The sequence below is a fragment of the Bradyrhizobium australafricanum genome, assembly GCF_020329495.1.
GTDB lineage: Bacteria > Pseudomonadota > Alphaproteobacteria > Rhizobiales > Xanthobacteraceae > Bradyrhizobium > Bradyrhizobium australafricanum.
On the sequence record NZ_JAGKJL010000048.1, the window covers coordinates 17,986 to 37,310 of the forward strand.

General features: G+C 64.9%; 18 protein-coding genes and 1 pseudogene. 6 read left to right on the forward strand and 13 right to left on the reverse strand.

From position 1 onward, the window contains the following. Positions 1–30: 30 nt before the first annotated feature. Positions 31–650: pseudogene (locus J6525_RS32760) on the reverse strand (2-hydroxychromene-2-carboxylate isomerase). Between the two features lie 274 nt (positions 651–924). Here J6525_RS32760 and J6525_RS32765 point away from each other — a divergent pair. The 5 genes from J6525_RS32765 to J6525_RS32785 all read left to right on the forward strand — a co-directional run bounded on the left by J6525_RS32765 (position 925) and on the right by J6525_RS32785 (position 3,551). Further along, positions 925–1,296, forward strand: coding sequence for an AtpZ/AtpI family protein (locus J6525_RS32765; protein ID WP_028338953.1), 372 nt, complete (start codon positions 925–927; stop codon positions 1,294–1,296). A gap of 72 nt (positions 1,297–1,368) precedes the next feature. Next, positions 1,369–2,118, forward strand: coding sequence for a F0F1 ATP synthase subunit A (locus tag J6525_RS32770; protein ID WP_016847053.1), 750 nt, complete (start codon positions 1,369–1,371; stop codon positions 2,116–2,118). A 55-nt stretch (positions 2,119–2,173) separates the two neighbouring features. Continuing rightward, on the forward strand, positions 2,174–2,404 hold the full coding sequence (locus tag J6525_RS32775) for a F0F1 ATP synthase subunit C (RefSeq protein ID WP_016847054.1): 231 nt from the start codon (positions 2,174–2,176) through the stop codon (positions 2,402–2,404). A 91-nt stretch (positions 2,405–2,495) separates the two neighbouring features. Further along, a complete protein-coding gene (locus tag J6525_RS32780) occupies positions 2,496–3,062 on the forward strand; it encodes a F0F1 ATP synthase subunit B (RefSeq protein WP_076830944.1) in 567 nt (188 codons plus the stop codon). 3 nt (positions 3,063–3,065) lie between these two features. Further along, a complete protein-coding gene (locus tag J6525_RS32785; RefSeq protein WP_057019441.1) occupies positions 3,066–3,551 on the forward strand; it encodes a F0F1 ATP synthase subunit B family protein in 486 nt (161 codons plus the stop codon). Between the two features lie 128 nt (positions 3,552–3,679). Here J6525_RS32785 and J6525_RS32790 read toward each other — a convergent pair whose 3' ends face one another. The 12 genes from J6525_RS32790 to J6525_RS32845 form a co-directional block, all read right to left on the reverse strand. Further along, positions 3,680–4,330 carry a hypothetical protein gene (locus J6525_RS32790; protein ID WP_057019442.1) on the reverse strand — a complete coding sequence of 217 codons (651 nt, stop codon included), beginning with the start codon at positions 4,328–4,330 and terminating at the stop codon, positions 3,680–3,682. A gap of 115 nt (positions 4,331–4,445) precedes the next feature. Further along, entirely contained in the window at positions 4,446–5,033 is a 588-nt protein-coding gene (locus tag J6525_RS32795) for a GNAT family N-acetyltransferase (protein ID WP_026191927.1), read from the reverse strand. Between the two features lie 213 nt (positions 5,034–5,246). After that, positions 5,247–6,536 carry a M16 family metallopeptidase gene (locus J6525_RS32800; RefSeq protein WP_225647801.1) on the reverse strand — a complete coding sequence of 430 codons (1,290 nt, stop codon included), beginning with the start codon at positions 6,534–6,536 and terminating at the stop codon, positions 5,247–5,249. Continuing rightward, complete coding sequence (gene thrC / locus J6525_RS32805) at positions 6,536–7,951, reverse strand: threonine synthase (RefSeq protein WP_225647802.1); 1,416 nt, start codon at positions 7,949–7,951, stop codon at positions 6,536–6,538. Before thrC ends, J6525_RS32800 begins: the two co-directional genes overlap by 1 nt. 584 nt (positions 7,952–8,535) lie before the next feature. After that, positions 8,536–9,162 (reverse strand): glutathione S-transferase family protein, encoded by a 627-nt coding sequence (locus tag J6525_RS32810; protein WP_225647803.1) that lies wholly within the window; start codon positions 9,160–9,162, stop codon positions 8,536–8,538. Positions 9,163–9,316: 154 nt separating this feature from the next. Then, a complete protein-coding gene (locus J6525_RS32815) occupies positions 9,317–9,910 on the reverse strand; it encodes a GNAT family N-acetyltransferase (RefSeq protein ID WP_225647804.1) in 594 nt (197 codons plus the stop codon). A 201-nt stretch (positions 9,911–10,111) separates the two neighbouring features. Further along, on the reverse strand, positions 10,112–10,369 hold the full coding sequence (locus tag J6525_RS32820; protein ID WP_168858992.1) for a hypothetical protein: 258 nt from the start codon (positions 10,367–10,369) through the stop codon (positions 10,112–10,114). A 610-nt stretch (positions 10,370–10,979) separates the two neighbouring features. After that, positions 10,980–13,424 (reverse strand): penicillin acylase family protein, encoded by a 2,445-nt coding sequence (locus J6525_RS32825; protein WP_225647805.1) that lies wholly within the window; start codon positions 13,422–13,424, stop codon positions 10,980–10,982. A gap of 185 nt (positions 13,425–13,609) precedes the next feature. Then, positions 13,610–15,112 (reverse strand): glycerol kinase GlpK, encoded by a 1,503-nt coding sequence (gene glpK, locus J6525_RS32830; RefSeq protein ID WP_076830963.1) that lies wholly within the window; start codon positions 15,110–15,112, stop codon positions 13,610–13,612. A gap of 379 nt (positions 15,113–15,491) precedes the next feature. Next, entirely contained in the window at positions 15,492–16,490 is a 999-nt protein-coding gene (locus J6525_RS32835; protein ID WP_225647806.1) for an SGNH/GDSL hydrolase family protein, read from the reverse strand. A 13-nt stretch (positions 16,491–16,503) separates the two neighbouring features. Continuing rightward, the gene (locus tag J6525_RS32840; protein WP_225647807.1) at positions 16,504–17,286 is read right to left on the reverse strand and encodes an SGNH/GDSL hydrolase family protein; all 783 of its coding nucleotides are present in this window, start codon (positions 17,284–17,286) and stop codon (positions 16,504–16,506) included. Then, positions 17,283–18,542 carry an OpgC domain-containing protein gene (locus J6525_RS32845; protein WP_225647808.1) on the reverse strand — a complete coding sequence of 420 codons (1,260 nt, stop codon included), beginning with the start codon at positions 18,540–18,542 and terminating at the stop codon, positions 17,283–17,285. The genes J6525_RS32840 and J6525_RS32845 overlap by 4 nt, the downstream gene beginning before the upstream one ends. A 273-nt stretch (positions 18,543–18,815) precedes the next feature. On the opposite strand from J6525_RS32845, the gene apaG reads away from it, so the two are divergent. Next, positions 18,816–19,214: a Co2+/Mg2+ efflux facilitator ApaG/CorD gene (gene apaG, locus J6525_RS32850; RefSeq protein ID WP_225647809.1), complete on the forward strand. Its 399-nt coding sequence runs from the start codon at positions 18,816–18,818 to the stop codon at positions 19,212–19,214. The last annotated feature ends 111 nt before the right edge of the window (positions 19,215–19,325 follow it).

The window sequence follows — 19,325 nt, forward strand, 5'->3', positions numbered from 1 at the left end:
GGCTTGCTCCGCCTCAACCTGATTCCTGCCCTAGACCACAGAGCTATAGGGCTTGCGGCCCGACTTCAACGCGTCTTCGAGCAATTCGATCCGGTCCTGGCCCCAGAACACCTCGCCATCGAGCACGTATCCGGGCGAGCCGAACACGTCGGCGTCCAATGCATTCTGGCGATTCTGCTCATAGGCCGCGCTGATCGCTTCAGTGCCCGAGCGCTCGACCAGCTGCCGGCCGGGCAAACCGGCATCGTCGGCGAGCTTCACCAGCGTCGCAGGATCAGCAAGATTAAGCTGCTGCTCCCACACCGCGGGATAGGCCCGTTGCAAGAACGGCTCGGGGTCGAGGCCGGCCTCGAGCATCGCGATCACCACGCCATCGGCAAGGCGCCCGTTGAACGGCCAGTTGGCCGGCTGCAGATGAAAATTCAGCCCGCGCTTGTCGCGCCAGCGCTGCAACTCGATCATCCGATAACGCTGCCGCACCGGATGGCGCTTGGCGAGCGGCAGTCCGCCGGTCTCCGAGAACAGATCGACCAGCAGCACGGGTCGGTAATTTACCTTGAGATCGTAAGTGCTTACGAGTCGAACGAAGGGTGGCCGATATAGGCCCAGGGGGATTGCAGCGAGAAGTAGTAATCGATCTGGCGCGACATGCGGAACCTAACTGCGTGAGAGGACGGGACTTTCGGCGATCCCAGCAGAGCGGGAACAGCCACGCAATATCGCTCAATGCCACGCAAGCTGTTGCACTGCGATCACTGCGTCACTCTGACCTTGAATATCTCCAAATAAATCCAGCAGAATCAAAGCAATAACTGGTTACGACGCAATCTTGACTTGATTAGACGCGGTAAGTATGGTCCGCGCGGCTTTTGACGGGGACGGGCGCAATTTCCATCATCCGCGGCATCGGTTAGTGTTTCCAGCATGGCTGAGAACACCAACGACGGCGCAAATGGAAGTCGCGATCAATCGCCTCCTGACGAAGCTGCGCTTTCCGCAAGGCTCGGAAGTCTCGATCATCGGTTGTCAGAAATTCGCGACAGTCGCAGGAGCAAGACTGATCAATCCGGTAATGAAAGCGGGGACAGTGCGGCCAGAGCTTCGGCTATGGCGCTCGGTTTTCGTCTTTCCTCGGAGCTGATCGCGGGCGTTGCCGTCGGAGCGGCGATTGGCTGGGGGTTCGACCGTTTGCTGTCGACGTCGCCATTCGGCTTCATCGTGTTAACGCTGCTCGGCTTCGTCGCCGGGGTGGTCAACGTGGTGAGGTCCGCGGGCGTGGCCTCGGGCAAGCGCTGAGCGCTGGCGGGAAGTCACGACATTTGAAATTCGATTACCGGCACGATGGCCGGTGGACCAAGAGCCGCGCGGATGAAAATCGACCCGATCCACCAGTTCAATATCGAGCCCCTCTTCACGCTCGGCCACATCGGCAATCATACGATCGCCTTCACCAATTCCTCGCTCTTCATGCTCATCGCGGTGCTGCTGATTGCGCTGCTGATGCTGGCGAGCGGCCGGGAACTGGTTCCGGGACGGCTGCAGTCGGTCGCCGAGATCTCCTACGAGTTCGTCGCCACCACGATTCGCAGCACGGCCGGCGCGGAAGGCATGAAGTTCTTCCCGCTGATCTTCTCGCTCTTCATGTTCCTCTGCGTCTCGAACCTGGTCGGCGTCATCCCCTACACCTTCACGATCGCGAGCCACCTGATCGTCACCGCGGCGCTCGCGCTCTTGGTGTTCTTCACCGTCCTGATCTACGGCGTCTACAAGAACGGCCTGAAATTCTTCAGCATCTTCGTCCCCCACGGCGTTCCGATCTACATCCTGCCGCTGGTCATGTTCATCGAGATCCTGTCGTTCTTCCTGCGGCCGGTCTCGCACAGCGTTCGTCTGTTCGCCAACATGCTGGCCGGCCACATCGCATTGAAGGTGTTCGCGGGCTTCGTCGCGATGCTCGGCTTCTCGCTGGGCGCGCTCGGCTGGGTCGGCGGCGTGCTGCCGCTGGCGCTCACGATTGCGCTGTATGCCCTCGAACTGCTGGTCGCGTTCCTGCAGGCCTACGTGTTCGCGATCCTGACCTGCATCTACCTCAACGACGCCATTCATCCGGGACACTAAGCGGTCCGGGGAATCTCCACCCACCAATCTGTCTATCTTTCTCAAGGAGCTACATATGGAACCGGCAGCAGCAAAACTTATCGGCGCGGGCATCGCGTGCATCGGCATGGGCGGCGCGGGCGTCGGCGTGGGCATCATCTTCGGCAACTACCTCGCCGCTGCGGTGCGTAACCCGTCGGCCGCTCAGGGCCAGTTCGGCAACCTGATCTTCGGCTTCGCCGTGACCGAAGCGCTCGGCATCTTCTCGCTGCTGATCGCGCTGCTCCTGCTGTTCGTTCCGCTCTGAGCGGCACCCCGGTTCCGCTTTGCGGTAACCCCTTCGCGCCGCCCAAGGGTCGTCCCAAGGGCGGCGCGCATGACAGCAACAGGAGAACACCATGGCTGAGAGTCATGGCGAGGCAAAAGGCCAGAAAGCCGGCGCCCACACCGAGACCGACGGCGGACATCACGGCGGAGCCTTTCCGCCGTTCGATTCGTCCAACTTCGCCTCGCAGCTGGTGTCGCTGGCGATTGCATTTGTCGCGCTCTACCTGATCGTGTCGCGTATCGCCCTGCCGCGCGTCGGCGGGACGATCGATGCACGTCAGAACAAGATCGAGGGCGATCTGGCCGAGGCGCAGAAGCTGAAGGACGAGTCCGACGCGGCGCTGAAGGCCTACGAGACCGAGCTGGCGAATGCGCGCGCCAACGCGCAGGCGATCGGCAACGAGACCCGCGAGAAGCTGAACGCGGCCTCGGAAGCCGAGCGCAAGGCGCTGGAAGAGAAGCTGGCGGCAAAGCTCGCCGACGCCGAGAAGCAGATTGCAACGACGAGGACCAACGCCATGAGCAACGTCCGCGGCATTGCGGCGGATGCGGCCGGCGCCATCGTCCAGCAACTTGCCGGCGTCACGCCGGACGCCAATGCGGTCAACAGCGCCGTCGACGCGTCGCTGAAGGGATAGACGATGTTTTACGAACCGGAAACCTGGGTTGCGATCGCCTTCGTCCTTCTGCTGGTCGTGTTCGGCTATCTCGGCGTCCATCGCACCCTGCTGACGGCGCTCGACCACCGCGCCGAGCGCATCAAGGCCGAGCTGGAAGACGCCCGCCGTCTGAAGGACGAGGCCAATAAGCTGCTCGGCGAGTACAAGGCGCGCCGCGCCAGCGCGGAGCGCGAGGCCGAGGAGATCATCTCCAACGCCAAGGCCGAAGCCGAGCGGATCGCGGCCGAAGCCAAGACCAAGATGGAAGATTTTGTCGCGCGGCGGACCAAGACCGCCGAGAGCAAGATCGCCCAGGCCGAGGCCCAGGCCGTGGCCGATGTCCGCGCCGCCGCGGCCAACGCCGCCGTGACCGCCGCCTCGACCATCCTGTCGCAGTCGGTCAAGGGCTCGGTTGCCGACGACCTCGTCGGCAAGGGCATCGCCGAAGTCCGCTCCAAGCTGAACTGACGCGATCTGAACTCCTAAAAAAGGGCCGGCGCGAGCTCATCGCGCCGGCCTTTTGTTTTGTCCAAATTCGTCCGTTTGACGCGTTTTCTTCACGCGAACCGGCGTCCACTTCGCTCGAAAACGCTCTGTTATTTCTTCTTGTGTGGCGCGCGGGCCTTGGGCTCCGGCTTCAGGGCCTGCGGGTCGAAGCCAATATAGAAGATGTAATTGTCGTTGTCGGCCGGCGACGGCGCCGGATAGACGACGTCCTCGGCGACCAGGCTGAACGGCACGCTGCCGCTTTCGTCCATCTGCACCGTGGTGGTGTAGGCCTTGGTCATGATCGTCTTCTCGCCGACGCCGCCCTGCACCACGGCAACGCGCAGCGGCACCTGAATGCTCGGTGGCGCGCCCTGGGGACCGACAATGATCCGCCCCTGAATACCGATCTTGGCCGTGATCTGGCCGCTGTTCAGATTGCATTGCCGCGCCGTGCGCGTGATCGAGGCCAGGAACTTGACGTCGTTGCCGACCGCTTCCTTGCCGTTCGCGGCCACCGAATAGGTCGAGGCCCCGGAGCGGATCTGCACCGGCGGGCAGGTCAGTTCGGCGTCGGCATCGTTGAGCTGCTGCGGCGCTGCGGGCGTCGCCGGCTTGTCCTGGTCGGACGAGCCGCCGCCGAACAGGCTCTTGAAGCGGTCGCTCAGCGACTGCGCAGGAGCTGCCGAAGGCAACAAAGTGGCACCGAGACCGATCGATACCGCCGCTGCGAGCGCGAACCTGATCACCCTTTCACCCATCAATATCCTCAAATTTCCCAACCGGGTTCCCTGTTTCGCGGCCGTTATAGCAAGGCAATGGCGGCGAACCCAAGGCATCGAGGGTGGCACCGCCATCCACAAAAAGGCTTACGGATCAGCCGCGGAAATCCTCGTGCAGCAGGCCGAACAGCAGGTGGTCCTGCCAGATCCCGTTGATGCAGAGATAGCGCCGCGCCAGGCCCTCGCGGGTGAAGCCGCACTTCTCCAGCACCCGGATCGACGAGGCATTGGAGGGAATGCAGGCCGCCTCGATGCGGTGCAGATTGAGCTCGCCGAACAGCGAGGGCAGCAGCACCCGCAGCGCCGTCGTCATGTAGCCGCGATGGGCATGCGGCAGCCCGACCCAATAGCCGATCGTGCCGGCCTGCACGATGCCGCGCCGCACATTGGCGAGCGTGATGCCGCCGATCATCACCCCGTCCGATTCGCGGAAGATGATGAACGGATAGGAGCGGTCGGCGGCGATATCCTCGGTGTAGCGGCGCAGCCTCCGGCGGAAGCCGGCGCGGGTCAGGTCATCGGAGGGCCAGATCGGCTCCCATGGTGTGAGGTAGGCGCGGCTGAATTCGCGCAATTGCGCCCATTGCGGGAAATCCGACATCTGCGGCGCGCGCAGCAAGAGCCCGTGACCGCGCGGCATCAGTGCAGCGGGTCCATTGGACGGCAAACGAAACAGGGCCATGGCCCAACACTCCCCGCCACTTCTCCCTCGCCCCGCCCTTGCGGGGAGAGGGTCGGGGTGAGGGGTCTTACCGCAGATTCGGTCTTGCGGCTCTACCCCTCACCCGAAGCCTTCGGCCATAGCCGAGGCTCCGCCTCGGCGTATGTCCGTCAACGGCCGCCGGTAGGCGGCCTATGCTCTCCCCGCAAGCGCGGGGCGAGGTAAGCAGAATTCTTAATGCAGCAGCGTCTTTGCCTTCGACGTCGTCAATCCTTCCGCAAAAGCCACCGCCGTGTCCAGACCCCTGCCGCTGCCGAGCGCGACAACGGCGGGCCGGCTGCGCGCCAGCAGGGCACGGGCGGCGTTGCGGCTCGATTCAACGCTGACCGCGTCGATCCGGGCCACCAGTTCTTCCACCGTCTGCGGCCGGCCATAGGCTAGCACGTGGCGTGCCAATTGTTCGGCCCGCGATGAACAGCTCTCCAGCGCCATCAACAGGCCGGCCTTCATCTGCGCCTTGGCGCGGGCGACCTCGGCCTCGGTCAGGGTTTCGACCGCGTCGTTGATGACGTCGACGATGACTTCCATCATTTCCGGCGCATCGGCCGGATCGGTCCCGGTGTAGAGGCCGAAGAAGCCCGTGTCGGTGTAGGGCGCGTGGAAGGTATAGATCGAGTAGCACAGCCCGCGCTTCTCGCGCACCTCCTGGAACAGCCGCGACGACATCCCGCCGCCGAGCGTGTTGGTGAAGACCTGCAGCGAGAACAGCGACGGGTCGGTCTGCGGCACGCCTTCGAGCGCCAGCGTCAGATGCGCCTGCTCGAGATCGCGATGCACCACCCGCGAGCCGCCCTTGCCGAACATCGCGACCTGCGGCTTCGGCGCCGGGGTGGCGTCGAAGCTCGCAAACTTCTGCGTGACGTCCTCGACGATCCGCGCGTGATCGACCGCGCCGGCGGCCGCGACCACCATGTCGGGGGCGCGGTAATGCGTCGAGAGATAGCCGCGCAGCATGTCGCGATCGAAGACCTTCAGCGTCTTGGCGGTGCCGAGCAGCGAGCGCCCCATCGGCTGCTCCGGATAGCAGAGCTCGTTGAGATGCTCGAACACGACGTCGTCGGGCGTATCCTGCGCCGCGCCGATCTCCTGCACGATGACGCTCTTCTCGCGCTCCAGCTCGTCCGGCACGAAGGACGGGTTGGCGAGGATGTCGGACAGCACGTCGAGCGCCAGCGGCACGTCGGCCTTCATCACCCGCGCATAGTAGGCCGTGGTCTCGGTCGAGGTCCCGGCATTGAGGTCGCCGCCGACCGCCTCGATCTCCTCGACGATCTCGCGCGAGGAGCGCCGCGCCGTGCCCTTGAACGCCATGTGTTCGAGCAGATGCGAGATGCCGTGCTCGTTCGGCTTCTCGTCGCGCCCGCCGACGCCGGCCCAGACCCCGAGCGCCGCGGTTTCCAGATGCGGCATGGTGTCGGTGACGATTGTCAGTCCGCTCGGCAGCTTGGTGATTTCAACGCCCATCAGGCAACTCCCTGCTTGGCAGCACGGCTGACCGACAGCACGAAGCGCTCGACCTCGGCGGAATCATTCTTCATGACCGTGATGTGTTCGGATTTGCTCATCAGGCCTCCGAGCCAGACCGGCAGCTGCGGACGCACCCCGCAGGCGGCTTCCACCGCGTCGGGGAATTTGGCCGCGTGCGCGGTCGACAGCACGATGTTCGGGATCTTGGAATCCGAGGTGTCGCGGTCGGCGACCGCGAGCGCCACCGCGGTGTGGGGATCGACCAGATCGCTCGCCTCGCGCCAGGCGGCGCGGATCGCGGCCGCCGTCTCGGTCTCGTCGGCGCGGCCGGCGTCGAAATCACGGCGCACGGCGGCCAGCGTCGCATCCGGCAGCACGAAACGGCCGGACTGTTTCAGCGAGGCCATCAGGCGGCGGACCTGATCGGCATCGCGGCCGCTCGCCTCGAACAGCAGCCGCTCGAAGTTCGAGGACACCTGGATGTCCATCGACGGCGACGTCGTGGCGTGCACCTCGCGGACCTCGTAGATGCCGGTCTTCAGCGTGCGCGCCAGGATATCGTTGACGTTGGCGGCGATGCGCAAGTTCCGGATCGGCAGCCCCATCCGCTTGGCGACATAGCCGGCGAAGATGTCGCCGAAATTGCCGGTCGGCACCGTGAAGTCGACGGTGCGCTGCGGCGAGCCGAGCGCGACCGCCGAGGTGAAGTAATAGACCACCTGCGCGATGATGCGCGCCCAATTGATCGAGTTGACGCCCGACAGCGCCACCTGGTCGCGGAAGCGATGGTTGTTGAACATCGCCTTCACCAGCGCCTGGCAATCGTCGAAGGTGCCTTCGATCGCGAGCGCGTGGACGTTGGCGGCGCCGGTCGTCGTCATCATGCGGCGCTGCACCTCGGAGATGCGCCCGTTCGGGAACAGCACGACGAGGTCGACATGGTCGAGATTGGCAAAAGCCTCGACCGCGGCGCCACCGGTATCGCCCGAGGTCGCGACCACGATGGTGGTGCGCTGCGCGCGCTTGGCCAGCACGTGATCCATCAGCCGCGAGATCAGCTGCATCGCGACGTCCTTGAACGCCAGGGTCGGCCCGTGGAACAGCTCGAGCAGGAACTGGTTCGGCCCGGCCTGGTCGAGCGGCACCACCGCGGGATGGCGGAACGTGGCATAGGCCTCGTTGGCCATGCGGCCGAGCTCGGCGTCGGAAATCTCGCCGGCGACAAACGGACGGATGATCTCGACCGCGACCTCCCAATAGGGACGGCCGAAGAAGGTGGCGATGGTCTCGGGCGACAGTTGCGGCCAGGTCTCGGGCACGTAGAGCCCGCCGTCACGGGCAAGCCCGGTCAGCATCACATCGCAGAAGCCAAGCACCGGGGCCTCACCCCTGGTCGAAATATACCGCGTCAAACCGCCCTCCAAAGGCTTCGATCCGAGCCTTAAGCCTTTGATATCATGGAATTATCGAGTTCGCTCCATGCGACCCGAACGGTTCACCATAGAAGATCGGACCAGCAATGGGTAGCCCGAAGCGCGCGCTTCGGGGTCGCGGGGTGAGTGACAAGGGGTATCGCTCGCGACCGACCGCCAGCTGCGCCGCATTCACCAATGTCGTCCTGGCGAAAGCCAGGACCCATAGCCACCGCACTTGATGATGAACGGGATCGTGGCCCCAGCATCGCACAACAGTTCTCATTTGGGGTAATGGGTCCTGGCTTACGCCAGGACGACGATGAGGATGGTTCGTGATTCAAGACGTCAAACACCGCGGTGTCATCATGCGCGCATGCGGGTGATCCAGTATTCCAGGGGCTGTCGTTGCTTGAGCCGATGGGCCGCGGCGTACTGGATCGCCCGCATCTACCGGTGTCGTCCCCGCGTCTTTCGCAGGGACGACAGCAAATGTGTGGTGCCGCTTGTGAGTCATAATCGCGCGCTCTCGCGACATCCGCGCGCGAGGGGCGCACGTCAATCAGCCTGGGTCGCGCTATCCACTAACCGCTCGGCGGCGCCAGCGGCTGCACGATCTCCTGGAACGGCGGCAGCGCCTCGCAGCGCGCGGCGTGGGCCTTGAGCGCCGGATAGCGCGCGTCGAACAGATGCGGATGCGCCTCGCCGGTGAAGCGCAGCGCGCAGGCCACCGCGACGTCGGCATGACCAATGCGATCGCCCAGCCAGTACGGCGTCTGCACCGCCGCGCGCTCCTGCTCCAGCACCGCGAGCACGCCCGCGATCTGCGCCTCGCAGCGCTCGACCCAGAGCTTCAACTGCTCCTTGCGCAGCACGCGCTCATAGACAAGGCTCACCGCCTTGTCGGCAAGCCCGGTCGCCAGTGCCGTGATGCGCAGATGCTTGCGCCGCTCCGGCCCCGAGCGCGCGATCATCGCCCTGTCCGGCCCGACCAGCTCGTCGAGATAATCCAGGATCGCACCGCTCTCGATCAGTGCCTCGCCGTCATCGAGCACCAGCGTCGGCACCCGCCGCACCGGATTGTAAGCCGCAACCTTCTCCGCATCGCCGAAGGTCGACCACGGCTTGTGCTCGAACGGCAATCCATAGAGCCGCAGCGCGATCGCGGTGCGGCGGACAAAGGGCGAGTCGTACTGGCCGATCAAAAACATCTGTCATCTCGTCGGTCATGCCGCAGCAGGCCGCGCCTCGAAAACAGAGCTTTCGAAGTGTGCGGCCACGCCGGGGACAAAGGTTGCACTTTGCACCATCGTAGATGGGCCGCGCCGCATTGCAACCGGATCCTGATCCGGTCCGTTAGGCGAGCTATGCAATCACCGGCACGTGCCTCGCCGCATCGCGCGGCGATTTGCCGTCGAGCCTGGGATCATCGGCCACCTCGATCTGCCGCAGGAACGGATGGAAGCCGGAGCGCTGGTAGAATGCGACGGCCAAGGGATGGTCGAAGGTGCAGGTGTGCACCCAGACGCGGCTGACGTCGCGTGACCAGGCAATCTCGAGCGCGCGGTTCATCAGGAAGCGTGCGGCGCCGGTGCCGATGAATTTTGCGGTGACGCCGAAATAGAGCAGCTGGCATTCGCCGGCCACGCTGAAATCGAGTTCGAGCAGGCCCTCATCCTGGCCGTCGACGGCCAGCCCGTAGAGCTCGTTGCCGGGGGCGTGGATCCTCGAGGCGAGATCGGAATCATCGAGCCCGGTGCGAGTGAACCACAGCCACTCCTCGCCGACCCGGCGATAGATATCGCGATACCAGTCGAGCGCTGGCGGATCGACCTTGCGCAGGCGCCACGCGCCGGGCGGGTCGTCGCGCAGCGGCGGCCGCGCGGTCATTTCCAGATGGGTGACGACGGCAGCGATCTTGCCGTGGGGGATGTCGGAGTAACCGTCGGGCAGCAGCATCGCGACCTCTGTTTGCAGGCTGTCGGCGGGACATAACCGCACGTCGCCGCGGATGCAATGCAACGCTGCGTGCAATGCCTGGTCAGGAGAAGCAGACGAGGTAATCCGCCGCTCCTCATTCGAGCGGCCAGGTCCAACGAGCGGGATAAACCAGTTTGAGCGCGCTTTGAGGGAGGGCTCCCCAGGCCCTCCCGTACTCGGTTAGTTGCCGACCCACACGTTGCCGTTGGCGTCGAAATCGTTCTTCGGGTTGTAGCCGGACTCGCGAAGACTCCGCATGCGCATCGCGCGGTCGCTGACATCGCCATTGAGACTGGCGTTGGCATTGAGCACGGCAGGACTCAGTGCGGTACCCATCACGAGACGCTGGTGGGTCCGGTGTTGTGCCGTGCGTGCATCGGCGAGTGCCGCCGTGGACAGACAAACAACTGCGATCGAAACAAGAATAGTTTTCGTCATGGTCAGCTCCTGTGAAGTAACCAGCTGAGCTTTCAATCGCTTCCAGAAAATGCGTGCTCGCGCCGGATGTGAGAACCGTCACAGGCCGGCGGCGATCACGATCGGTCAGACTAACAGGCAGAAGCCAACGCTTCTTGGACGCCCGCGCACAGCGTTGCGGGAAGTCCGTGCGCAAATCGCAAACGTCAACTTGTAGTGATCCAGATGCGCCGCCGCGTTGATGGCACAAAGTGAATAGTGGCTGACCGCCGCAGTCCGCGTCGGCATTCGCACCGATGAGTCCCGGGTCGCGCTTCCGCTTTCACTCTTCGAACTTCGGCGAGACAAGTCGATGACCCGGGACGACATTGGAGTTTGTGGCGCAGCCGATGAGACGTACTCGCTCCCTCACCTCGGCGTCAGCGTGATCGCGTCCGCGGTTGCGGCTACAGTGTGCCGAACACTCGGTGTCGTCCCGGCGAAGGCCGGGACCCATTACCACAGAGTTGGGTTGTTAAGGCACGCTGTGGCCCCAGCACCGCAAAGCAATCGGCATTGGTGGTTATAGGTCCCGGCTTTCGCCGGGACGACGTTGGAGTTTGTGGCGCAGCCGGTGAGACGTACTCGCCCCTCACCTCGGCGTCAGCGTGATCGCGTCAGCGGTTGCAGCTTCCACGGCGCCGCGGCTGTAGAGCAGCGGCACATACTGGCCCGTCGCCCATAGCGGCGCGAGGTCGCGGTAGTGGCCGCTGAAGGGATCGCCGGATTGGCCCGGCGTGTTGACGGCGCGGCTCGCATCCCAATTGCCGACATCGAGCACCATGCGGAATGAAGCGCCGGAGATCAGATGATAGTCGGAGCGGCGATAGGTGGCGGCGCGCGGCACGTTGGCGGCGCCACCGAAGGCGAGCGGGCCGACCTGCATCTGCGCCGCGGTCGCCTTGTCGGCGAGCGGCATCAGCGCGTGATTGAATTGCGCGACATGCAGCCGGCCCCAGCGCCAGGTCGACGCATCGGGGCCGAGCTTGTCGGCAACATCGGCGACCGCCTCGCCAAGACTGTCGCGCAGCACGCGGTCGAGCTCGGCTGAGGGATCGCTGCCGAGGGCGGCGTCCGGCTTTTCGAGATAGCCGACAATGGCGGAGATGCTGGAGGCCTCCGGCGCGATCAGTTCGGCCGCCTTCGGCGCGGTGGTCTTGAGCAGCACCGGGCCGAGATGGTTTGCGATCCACACCTCATAGACCGCGGCGGCCGCGCTATCGGCCGCATCACGCGCATCCCACGCCTTGAGCAGATCGAGGCCCTTCCTGACGTTCGCATCATCCGACGTGAGCGGCTTCAGCAGCGCGACGAGGCGCCGCGCGAGCATGCCGGTGTCGTCGTTCTGCAGCGCCATCGCGTCCGCCAGCGTCACCTTGCTGTTGGCCTGCAGCACCTCGGTGATGCGCTGCCAGCGCGCGCTGTCGGCCCATTCGAATCCGACCCTGCGCTCACCCACCGGATAATCCGCCGGCAGGTTCATCTGGTTGGCGGTGGCGATGAAACCCTGCTTCGGCTGGTACAGCTTCGGCAATTCGTCGAGCGACAGAAAGCCCTGCCACTCGTAGCGGCCGTCGCCGGGCACCGGCATCAGGCCGTCGAAACTGGCGCGGCGCGGCGTCTTGCCGGCGGCGACCCAGCCGATATTGCCTGACGTGTCGGCATAGACCTGGTTCTCCGACGGCGCGCCCCAGCGCCGCATCGCGCCGAGGAAGCCGTTCCAATTCTTCGCCGTCATGTAGTCGGACGAGCCGAAATAGGCCGAGGTGCCCGGCTCGAACCAGATCGAGCGCACGGCGAACGCATGCTTCTTGTCGGCGTCGACGAAGATCACCGGGCCGTGGCGAGTGAACTTCAGCTCGAGATCGCGGTCGGCCTCACCCTTCACCGCCTCCTTCTCATGCACGATCCGCATGTCCTCCCAGCCGCTGCCGTAGCGGTACTGGTTCGGATTGTCGGGGTTGAGCTCGTAGACGTAGAGGTCTTCCTGATCGACGTTGAAGATGGTCAGCCCGAATGCGATGGTGTCGTTGTGGCCGATCGAGATGCCCGGCAGCGCCGGCTCGCCGGCGCCGATCACGGAGATGCCGGGCGCGTTGAGGCCGACGATGTAGCGCAGCGACGGCACCGAGTGCTCGCGATGCGGATCGTTGGCGAGGATCGGACGTCCGGTCGCGGTGCGCGATGCCGCGATCACCCAGTTGTTGGAGCCGATGGTGTCGCGCTGCTGGTCGGCCTCGGCGAGGTAGGTGTCGGGATCATGCGCCAGCGCCGCCTTCTGGTCCTTCGGCGCGGCGAACTTCACCGGCCGCGTGGCAAGATCGTAGGCGGCGAGTACCGCCTTCGGCACGCTGCAGGGATCGAGCCCATCGGGGATCCTGGTGGTCCAGGTGGGCTCCAGCTTGACGCGGAAGCGATCGGCATCGAGGCCTGCAGCGCAGGCGACCCGCGAGCGCTTCACCTCGGAGGCGACATTGCGGGTCAGGCCATGGCTGCGGACGCGCACGACATCCTCTGCCGACCACAAATCCGGCATCGTGCCTGCGATCCTGAACTCGATCGGCAGCGCGCGCTTGCCCGCCTGGACGTCGGCGACATAGGCGTTGACGCCGGCGACGAACGCCTCCGCATAGGATTTCGCCTTCGGGCCATAGGCGGCCCATTCCGCATTCATGTCGCCGCGATAGAGGAACAGGCGCAGCGCCTTGTCCTGCTCGGCATAGGCAGGGCCAAAATCCTTCGCCAAGAGGCCGAGCCCGCGCTTGCGCCAGAGATCGATCTGCCAGAGCCGATCGCGCGCGGCGTTGAAGCCCTGCAGGAAGAACAGGTCGTGCTCGTTGCCGGCATAGATGTGCGGGATGCCCCAGACATCGACCAGGATCTGCCCCGGCGCCTTCAGCCCGGCGACGTCGGTCTTGACCTCGCGCGCCGCGACGAGCGGGGTCGGCTTCTCACGCGCGGTGGCGGGAGCGGCAAGTATTGCGGCGCAGAGTGCGGCGGCGAGTAGCTTGGCGACGCGGTTGAGATCCGTGTTCATGTTGTTCTCCGATGGTTGTTATTGATTGTTGCGCGCACTTGGCGAGATTGAGCGGCAGCCGCAGCGGCGCCGCTTGCGAGACTCTTGGTGAGGAGAGAGCCCCCACCCGTAGCGCATCTGATGATGCGCTACGACCTCCCCCGCTAGCGGGAGAGGTGCAGCGAGCTTGCCGCAGCATCAGTTCATCATTCCCCCTCGTCGCTCGCCAGCACGCCCTTCACCGCGCGGGCCCAGCCGGCGAGCTTGCGCTCGCGCGTCGCCTGGCTCATCGCCGGCCTGAAGCGGTGCTCGAGCCGCCAATTGTCGGCGAATTTCGCGGGCTCCGGATAGACGCCGGCATCGAGACCGGCGAGATAGGCGGCCCCTAACGCCGTGGTCTCCTGGATCATCGGGCGGTCGACCGGCGCGTTGAGCAGATCGGCGAGCCGCTGCATGGTCCAGTCCGAGGCGGTCATGCCGCCGTCGACGCGCAGCACGGTGTTGGCGGCGTTGGCCTCCGGCCAGTCGGTGCGCATCGCGGCCCACAGATCGAAGGTCTGGTAGCACACGCTCTCCAGCGTCGCATGCGCGAGCTCGGCCGGACCGGTGTTGCGGGTCAGCCCGAACAGCGCGCCGCGCACGCGCGGATTCCAGTACGGCGCGCCCATGCCGACGAAGGCGGGCACCAAATAGACGCTCTGCATGCTGTCCGATTTATCGGCAAGCGGCCCGGTCTCCGCGGCGTGCTTGATGATGCCGAGCCCGTCGCGCAGCCACTGCACCGCGCTGCCGGCGACGAAGATCGAGCCCTCGAGCGCGTAGGTGCGCTGGCCGCCGAGCTGGTAGGCGATGGTGGTGAGCAGCTTGTTCTTCGAGGCCACCGGCGTGGTGCCGGTGTTGAGCAGCGCGAAGCAGCCGGTGCCGTAGGTCGACTTCATCATGCCGGGCTCGAAGCAGGCCTGGCCGATGGTCGCGGCCTGCTGGTCGCCGGCAATCCCAGAGATCGCGATCGGGCCGCCGAACAAGTCCGCCGTGCTCTCGCCGAACCGGGCGGAGGAATCCTTCACCTCGGGAAGCATCGAGCGCGGTACGCGCAGCAGCCTGATGAGGTCATCGTCCCAGGCGCCGGTATGGATGTTGAACAGCAGCGTGCGCGAGGCGTTGGTGGCGTCGGTGGCGTGGACCCGCCCGCCGGTGAGCCGCCACAGCAGATAGCAGTCGACGGTGCCGAACAAGAGTTCGCCGCGCTCGGCGCGCTCGCGCGCGCCCGGCACGTGATCGAGGATCCAGGCGACTTTGGTGCCAGAGAAATAGGGATCGATGATCAGACCGGTCTTGGCCGAAATCACCGACTCATGGCCCTCGGCCTTGAGTTTTGCGCAGATGTCGGCGGTGCGGCGGTCCTGCCAGACGATGGCGCGGTGCACGGCCTGTCCGGTGGCGCGGTCCCACACCACGGTGGTCTCGCGCTGGTTGGTGATGCCGATCGCGGCGATATCTTTCGCCTTGAGGCCGGCCTTCTCCAGCGCCTCGCGGCACACCATCACGGTCGAGGTCCAGATGTCCTCCGGCTCGTGCTCGACCCAGCCGGAGGCGGGGAAATGCTGCGGAAACTCCTGCTGCGCGACGGCGGCGATGGAGATGTCGCCGCGAAACACCATGGCGCGCGACGATGTGGTGCCCTGATCGATGGCCAGCACGAAAGACATGAGCGTTTCCCTTAAACAGCTTCATCCCGAGAGGGATCGGTGCAGGCGTCAAGGGAGCGGATTACCGCGGCGAGGTCAAGATTGGAGGCGGGCGTGGCCGGATGGTCGAGGCAAGAGTCCGCGAGGGTATCAGTCCCGTCATCCTGAGGTGCGAGCGGAGCGAGCCTCGAAGGATGCACGGCCCCCCAAGTCGGGCCGTCGACCCTTCGAGACGGCCGCTCCGCGGCCACCTCAGGGTGACGGTGATGGAAATGAGCGCACCGCCTCAACCGTCATTGCGAGGAGCGAAGCGACGAAGCAATCCATCCATCAGCGCAAACGGACGAATGGATTGCTTCGCTTCGCTCGCAATGACGGTTGGAGCGGCCGGGCAGCCCGATCACATCGGCCGGTAGGTCCGCACATCGGCGGGGACGTTGACGCCGATCTTGATCGCGCCGACCGAGCGGATGATGTCGTCGCCGAGCAGCTGGGCGAAGCAGGCATAGCCCCAGTCGTTCATGTGCAGGCCGTCGGCGATGACGAAATCGGTGATCGGGATCGCCTGTTTCTCGTGCCAGTCGCGCATCACCTCGAAGCGCGGGAAGATGCCGACATGACGCAGGGCGGCGATGCGGCCGAGCAGCTTCACCATGCCGCGCGCGCTTTCGGGGCGCTCGGTGACGCGCGGCGAATATTGCGGATCGACCAGCACGACGTCGGCGCCGGACGCCTGAAGGCGCGCCACGCCGTCCTCGACCTGCTTGGCGGTCTCGGTCGGATCGAGGTTGCGCAGCACCGCGTTGGTGCCGACCTGCCAGATCACCATGTCGGGATGGACGTCGATCACTTCGGTCTGCAGCCGCTTCATCATCTCGGGCGCGTCCTCGCCGCCCTTGCCGCGATTGAGCACGGTAATGTCGGCGGACGGATACTGCCGGCGCAACTGTCCGGCGAGCCGGTTCGGATAGGTGAATTCCGGCGCCGACGAACCATAGCCCTGGGTCGAGGACGAGCCGAACGCGATGATGACGACCGGCTTGCCGGCGGCGAGCTTGGCCGCGACATGCGGCAGCGAGCCGGTGCTGTTCGGCACACCCTTGGGCTGATGACAGGGCACGCGGTTGAAGATGTCGCTGGCGGATTTCGCGGCCTGCTTCACCCTGTCGAACGCCTTCGCGGCGACGCCGGGTTGCGGCGGATTGGTCGCGTCGGCCGTCGCAGCGGGCTGCGTTGCATCAGGCTTTGCAGCCTCGGTCTTGCCGTCGGACGAAAGCGCTGCATGCTGGTCGGTCTGCGCGCGCGACGGCACGACCGCGATCGGCGCGAGCAGTGCCAGCGCCGCAACGGCGCACAGACTCCGCCCTGCGGAAGCGCGAAAAGGGAAGGCAAAACGCATTTACTCTGCTTCCTTAATTCTGCTGCACCGGGCCCAGATGGGCCGCATCGATCACGAATTTCGCCAGTGCGCGGCCGAGACAGGCATGAACCTTCTTGGCCAGATCGACACCATGCGAGGTGCTGAACAGGTCAAAATATCCGGCGTCGCTCCACTGCTTCATAATCGCGAACCGGTCGAACAGCGGAACGTCGTGCTGCTGCGCCACCACCTTCATGTTGTCGAGATAGGGCGGCGCAGAGATCATCGTCTCCGTACGCGGGCTGTATTGCAGATTGACCAGCACCACGTCGGTCCCGGCGTCCCGCAACGCAACAACGCCTTCGTTGATGGCGGTACGGAAATCGTCGGGATCGACCGCTCGCATAGCATCGACGGTTCCGGTCTGCCAGATAACCAAAGTAGGCTTTTTTGCCTCAACAAGCTTAACAAGAGTTCCCGCGGTCTCCTCGGCGGTGCTCTTTCCCTGTAATTCTACGGATAGATCGATCGTCGACGACGGCAACGCTTCCTTCAGCGCCGCCTGCAGCGTGGCCGGATAGGCGCTCGCCTCGTTGCCCTGGATGGTCGAGGAGCGGCTGCCGACCACCAGCACGTTGAGCGGCCGGTTGGACTTGATGGCGTCGGTGACTTTGGGCAGCGAGCTCTCGCTCGTAAGCAGATAGGCGGGCACGTCGCAGGGCGGCGGCGGGGGCGGCTCCGCGGTGTCGCCGGCGCGCGCGGGCGCCGCCGCCAAACCGGCCGTCAGGCAGGCTGCGAGCAGCGTCAGGCCCAGCATCGTCGGCGCGGACTTCATGCTCCCCCTCCCGCCAGATCGGCGTTGCCGGCGGCGCCTTTTTTCGAGGCGCCTTTGTCGGCGGAGTGTTTGTACCACGAAATGATCCACGCCATGCCGCACATGATGAGGATGCCGCAGACGCTGATCAAGGCGTGCAGTGCGGCACCGCCAGATACTTCGGCAAGCACGAAGTGACCGGCGAAGGCGAGGAAGACCCCGAGGCAGAATATCTCAAGCGAATGCTGGCCACACAGGATCAAAGGTCGCAGCCAGGGCGATTTCAGCCCCGGCCAGTCCTTGGGCAGGAAGCGCACGGTGAGCGCGGCGAGCGCCAGGAAGTGCGCGAACCGCAACACGTCCAGGTCGGTCTTGTTGATCGGATACATCCATTGCTCGATCACCTTCGGCATGATGTGGCCGAGCTGCGGCACGTACCAGGTCAGGGTCACGAAGAACGCCGCGACCAGATAGACGATGCAGATCCACATCGTGATGTTCGACGACAGGATGCGCGACATCCGCCGCGCCCCGCCGAGCGCGCACCAGGCGCCGAACACGAACAGCAATTGCCAGGCGAACGGATTGAACGCCCAGAAGCCGTTCGGATAAGCCGAGAGGTAAAGATCGAACTGCCAGGTCAGCGCGTAGAGCACGACCGACAGGCCGAGCGTGACGTCGGGCTTCCACTTCATCAGCCACAGGATCAGCGGCAGGAACAGCATCAGCACGATATAGAGCGGCAGCACGTCCATGTTGACGGGACGGAAGCGCAGCAGCAGCGCCTGGACGATGGTGACGTCGGGCTGCTTGAGGAAGTCCATGATCCCCATTTCCTCGCTGTAGAGCGGGTTCTCGAACGAGGTCGCGACATAGGAGATCTCGGCGAGGAAGATCGTGAACAGGAAGACGTGCGCGACGTAGATCTGCCAGACCCGGCGCAGGATGCGCGCCGTCGCGATCACGAAACCGCCCTCCAGCATGGCGCGGCCGTAGACGAAGGCTGCGGTGTAGCCGGAGATGAAGATGAAGATCTCGGTGGCGTCGGAGAAGCCGTAATTGCGGATCGTCAGCCAGGTCAGAAGATTGGTCGGCAGATGATCGATGAAGATCAGCCACAGCGCGAGCCCGCGGAACAGATCGAGGCGGAGCTCGCGCTCGCCGGTCGCCGGCAGCGTGATCGCGGGCGCAGCAACCTTCGCCTCGGCCTCAGCCTTTACTTCGGTCTTGGCGTCAGCCACCGGCGAACCGGCTATGGGATCGGCAATCGAGCTCATCAAACACCGTGTCGGCCGCGGACGCCCCGCACGCCGTGCTGAAAAGATAATATCGGTCCGCGAGTTGCCGACAAAGCACGGAGTGCGGCGGCATGCGGCCGCGCTTTAGAGCGGAACTATGTTGAAACCGCGATGAACGAGCCGCCCTTGGACCGCCTTTTCGCGGCCTGGCAGGCGATTGGTTCCGGCGGTTCAATTGGCTATGATAGCGCCCTGTTTGAGCATGATCCGGTCGAAAACGGACCATGCGCCAGGATCATCGGATTGAGCCGCATGTACCGCGCCGTTACCCGCCAGATCGAAGTCACCGTCGAGCCGAACTTCATGCCGGAGCGCTCGTCGGTCGACCGGCGCGAATATTTCTGGTCGTACAAGATCGTGATCGTCAATTCGGGCCCGGAAACGGTGCAGCTGCAGACGCGGCACTGGATCATCACCGACGCCACCGGCCGCCGCCAGGAGGTGCGCGGCGAGGGCGTGGTCGGCGAGCAGCCGGTGCTCGCGCCCGGCGAGCGCTTTGAATACACGAGCGGCGTGCCGTTGCCGACCGCCTCCGGCTTCATGACCGGCAGCTATCAGATGGTCACCGAAGCCGGCGAGCGCTTCGACATCGACGTACCGACGTTCTCGCTGGACAGCCCGAGCCCGGGCGGGAAAAGGGTGCTGAACTGACGCGCAGCAATGCATGTCATCGCCGGGCTTGACCCGGCGATCCATCGCTTCAAGAACGCTTTTGCCATGATGGATGGCCGGGTCAAGCCCGGCCATAACGAAGGTCGCCTG

Bases quoted from the DNA above. Each gene is read 5' to 3' on its own strand.
- J6525_RS32765 (WP_028338953.1), top strand. From the start codon at position 925: ATGGCTGAGAACACCAACGACGGCGCAAATGGAAGTCGCGATCAATCG.
- J6525_RS32770 (WP_016847053.1), top strand. From the start codon at position 1,369: ATGAAAATCGACCCGATCCACCAGTTCAATATCGAGCCCCTCTTCACG.
- J6525_RS32775 (WP_016847054.1), top strand. From the start codon at position 2,174: ATGGAACCGGCAGCAGCAAAACTTATCGGCGCGGGCATCGCGTGCATC.
- J6525_RS32780 (WP_076830944.1), top strand. From the start codon at position 2,496: ATGGCTGAGAGTCATGGCGAGGCAAAAGGCCAGAAAGCCGGCGCCCAC.
- J6525_RS32785 (WP_057019441.1), top strand. From the start codon at position 3,066: ATGTTTTACGAACCGGAAACCTGGGTTGCGATCGCCTTCGTCCTTCTG.
- J6525_RS32790 (WP_057019442.1), bottom strand. From the start codon at position 4,330: ATGGGTGAAAGGGTGATCAGGTTCGCGCTCGCAGCGGCGGTATCGATC.
- J6525_RS32795 (WP_026191927.1), bottom strand. From the start codon at position 5,033: ATGGCCCTGTTTCGTTTGCCGTCCAATGGACCCGCTGCACTGATGCCG.
- J6525_RS32800 (WP_225647801.1), bottom strand. From the start codon at position 6,536: ATGGGCGTTGAAATCACCAAGCTGCCGAGCGGACTGACAATCGTCACC.
- J6525_RS32810 (WP_225647803.1), bottom strand. From the start codon at position 9,162: ATGTTTTTGATCGGCCAGTACGACTCGCCCTTTGTCCGCCGCACCGCG.
- J6525_RS32815 (WP_225647804.1), bottom strand. From the start codon at position 9,910: ATGCTGCTGCCCGACGGTTACTCCGACATCCCCCACGGCAAGATCGCT.
- J6525_RS32820 (WP_168858992.1), bottom strand. From the start codon at position 10,369: ATGACGAAAACTATTCTTGTTTCGATCGCAGTTGTTTGTCTGTCCACG.
- J6525_RS32825 (WP_225647805.1), bottom strand. From the start codon at position 13,424: ATGAACACGGATCTCAACCGCGTCGCCAAGCTACTCGCCGCCGCACTC.
- glpK (WP_076830963.1), bottom strand. From the start codon at position 15,112: ATGTCTTTCGTGCTGGCCATCGATCAGGGCACCACATCGTCGCGCGCC.
- J6525_RS32835 (WP_225647806.1), bottom strand. From the start codon at position 16,490: ATGCGTTTTGCCTTCCCTTTTCGCGCTTCCGCAGGGCGGAGTCTGTGC.
- J6525_RS32840 (WP_225647807.1), bottom strand. From the start codon at position 17,286: ATGAAGTCCGCGCCGACGATGCTGGGCCTGACGCTGCTCGCAGCCTGC.
- J6525_RS32845 (WP_225647808.1), bottom strand. From the start codon at position 18,542: ATGAGCTCGATTGCCGATCCCATAGCCGGTTCGCCGGTGGCTGACGCC.
- apaG (WP_225647809.1), top strand. From the start codon at position 18,816: ATGTACCGCGCCGTTACCCGCCAGATCGAAGTCACCGTCGAGCCGAAC.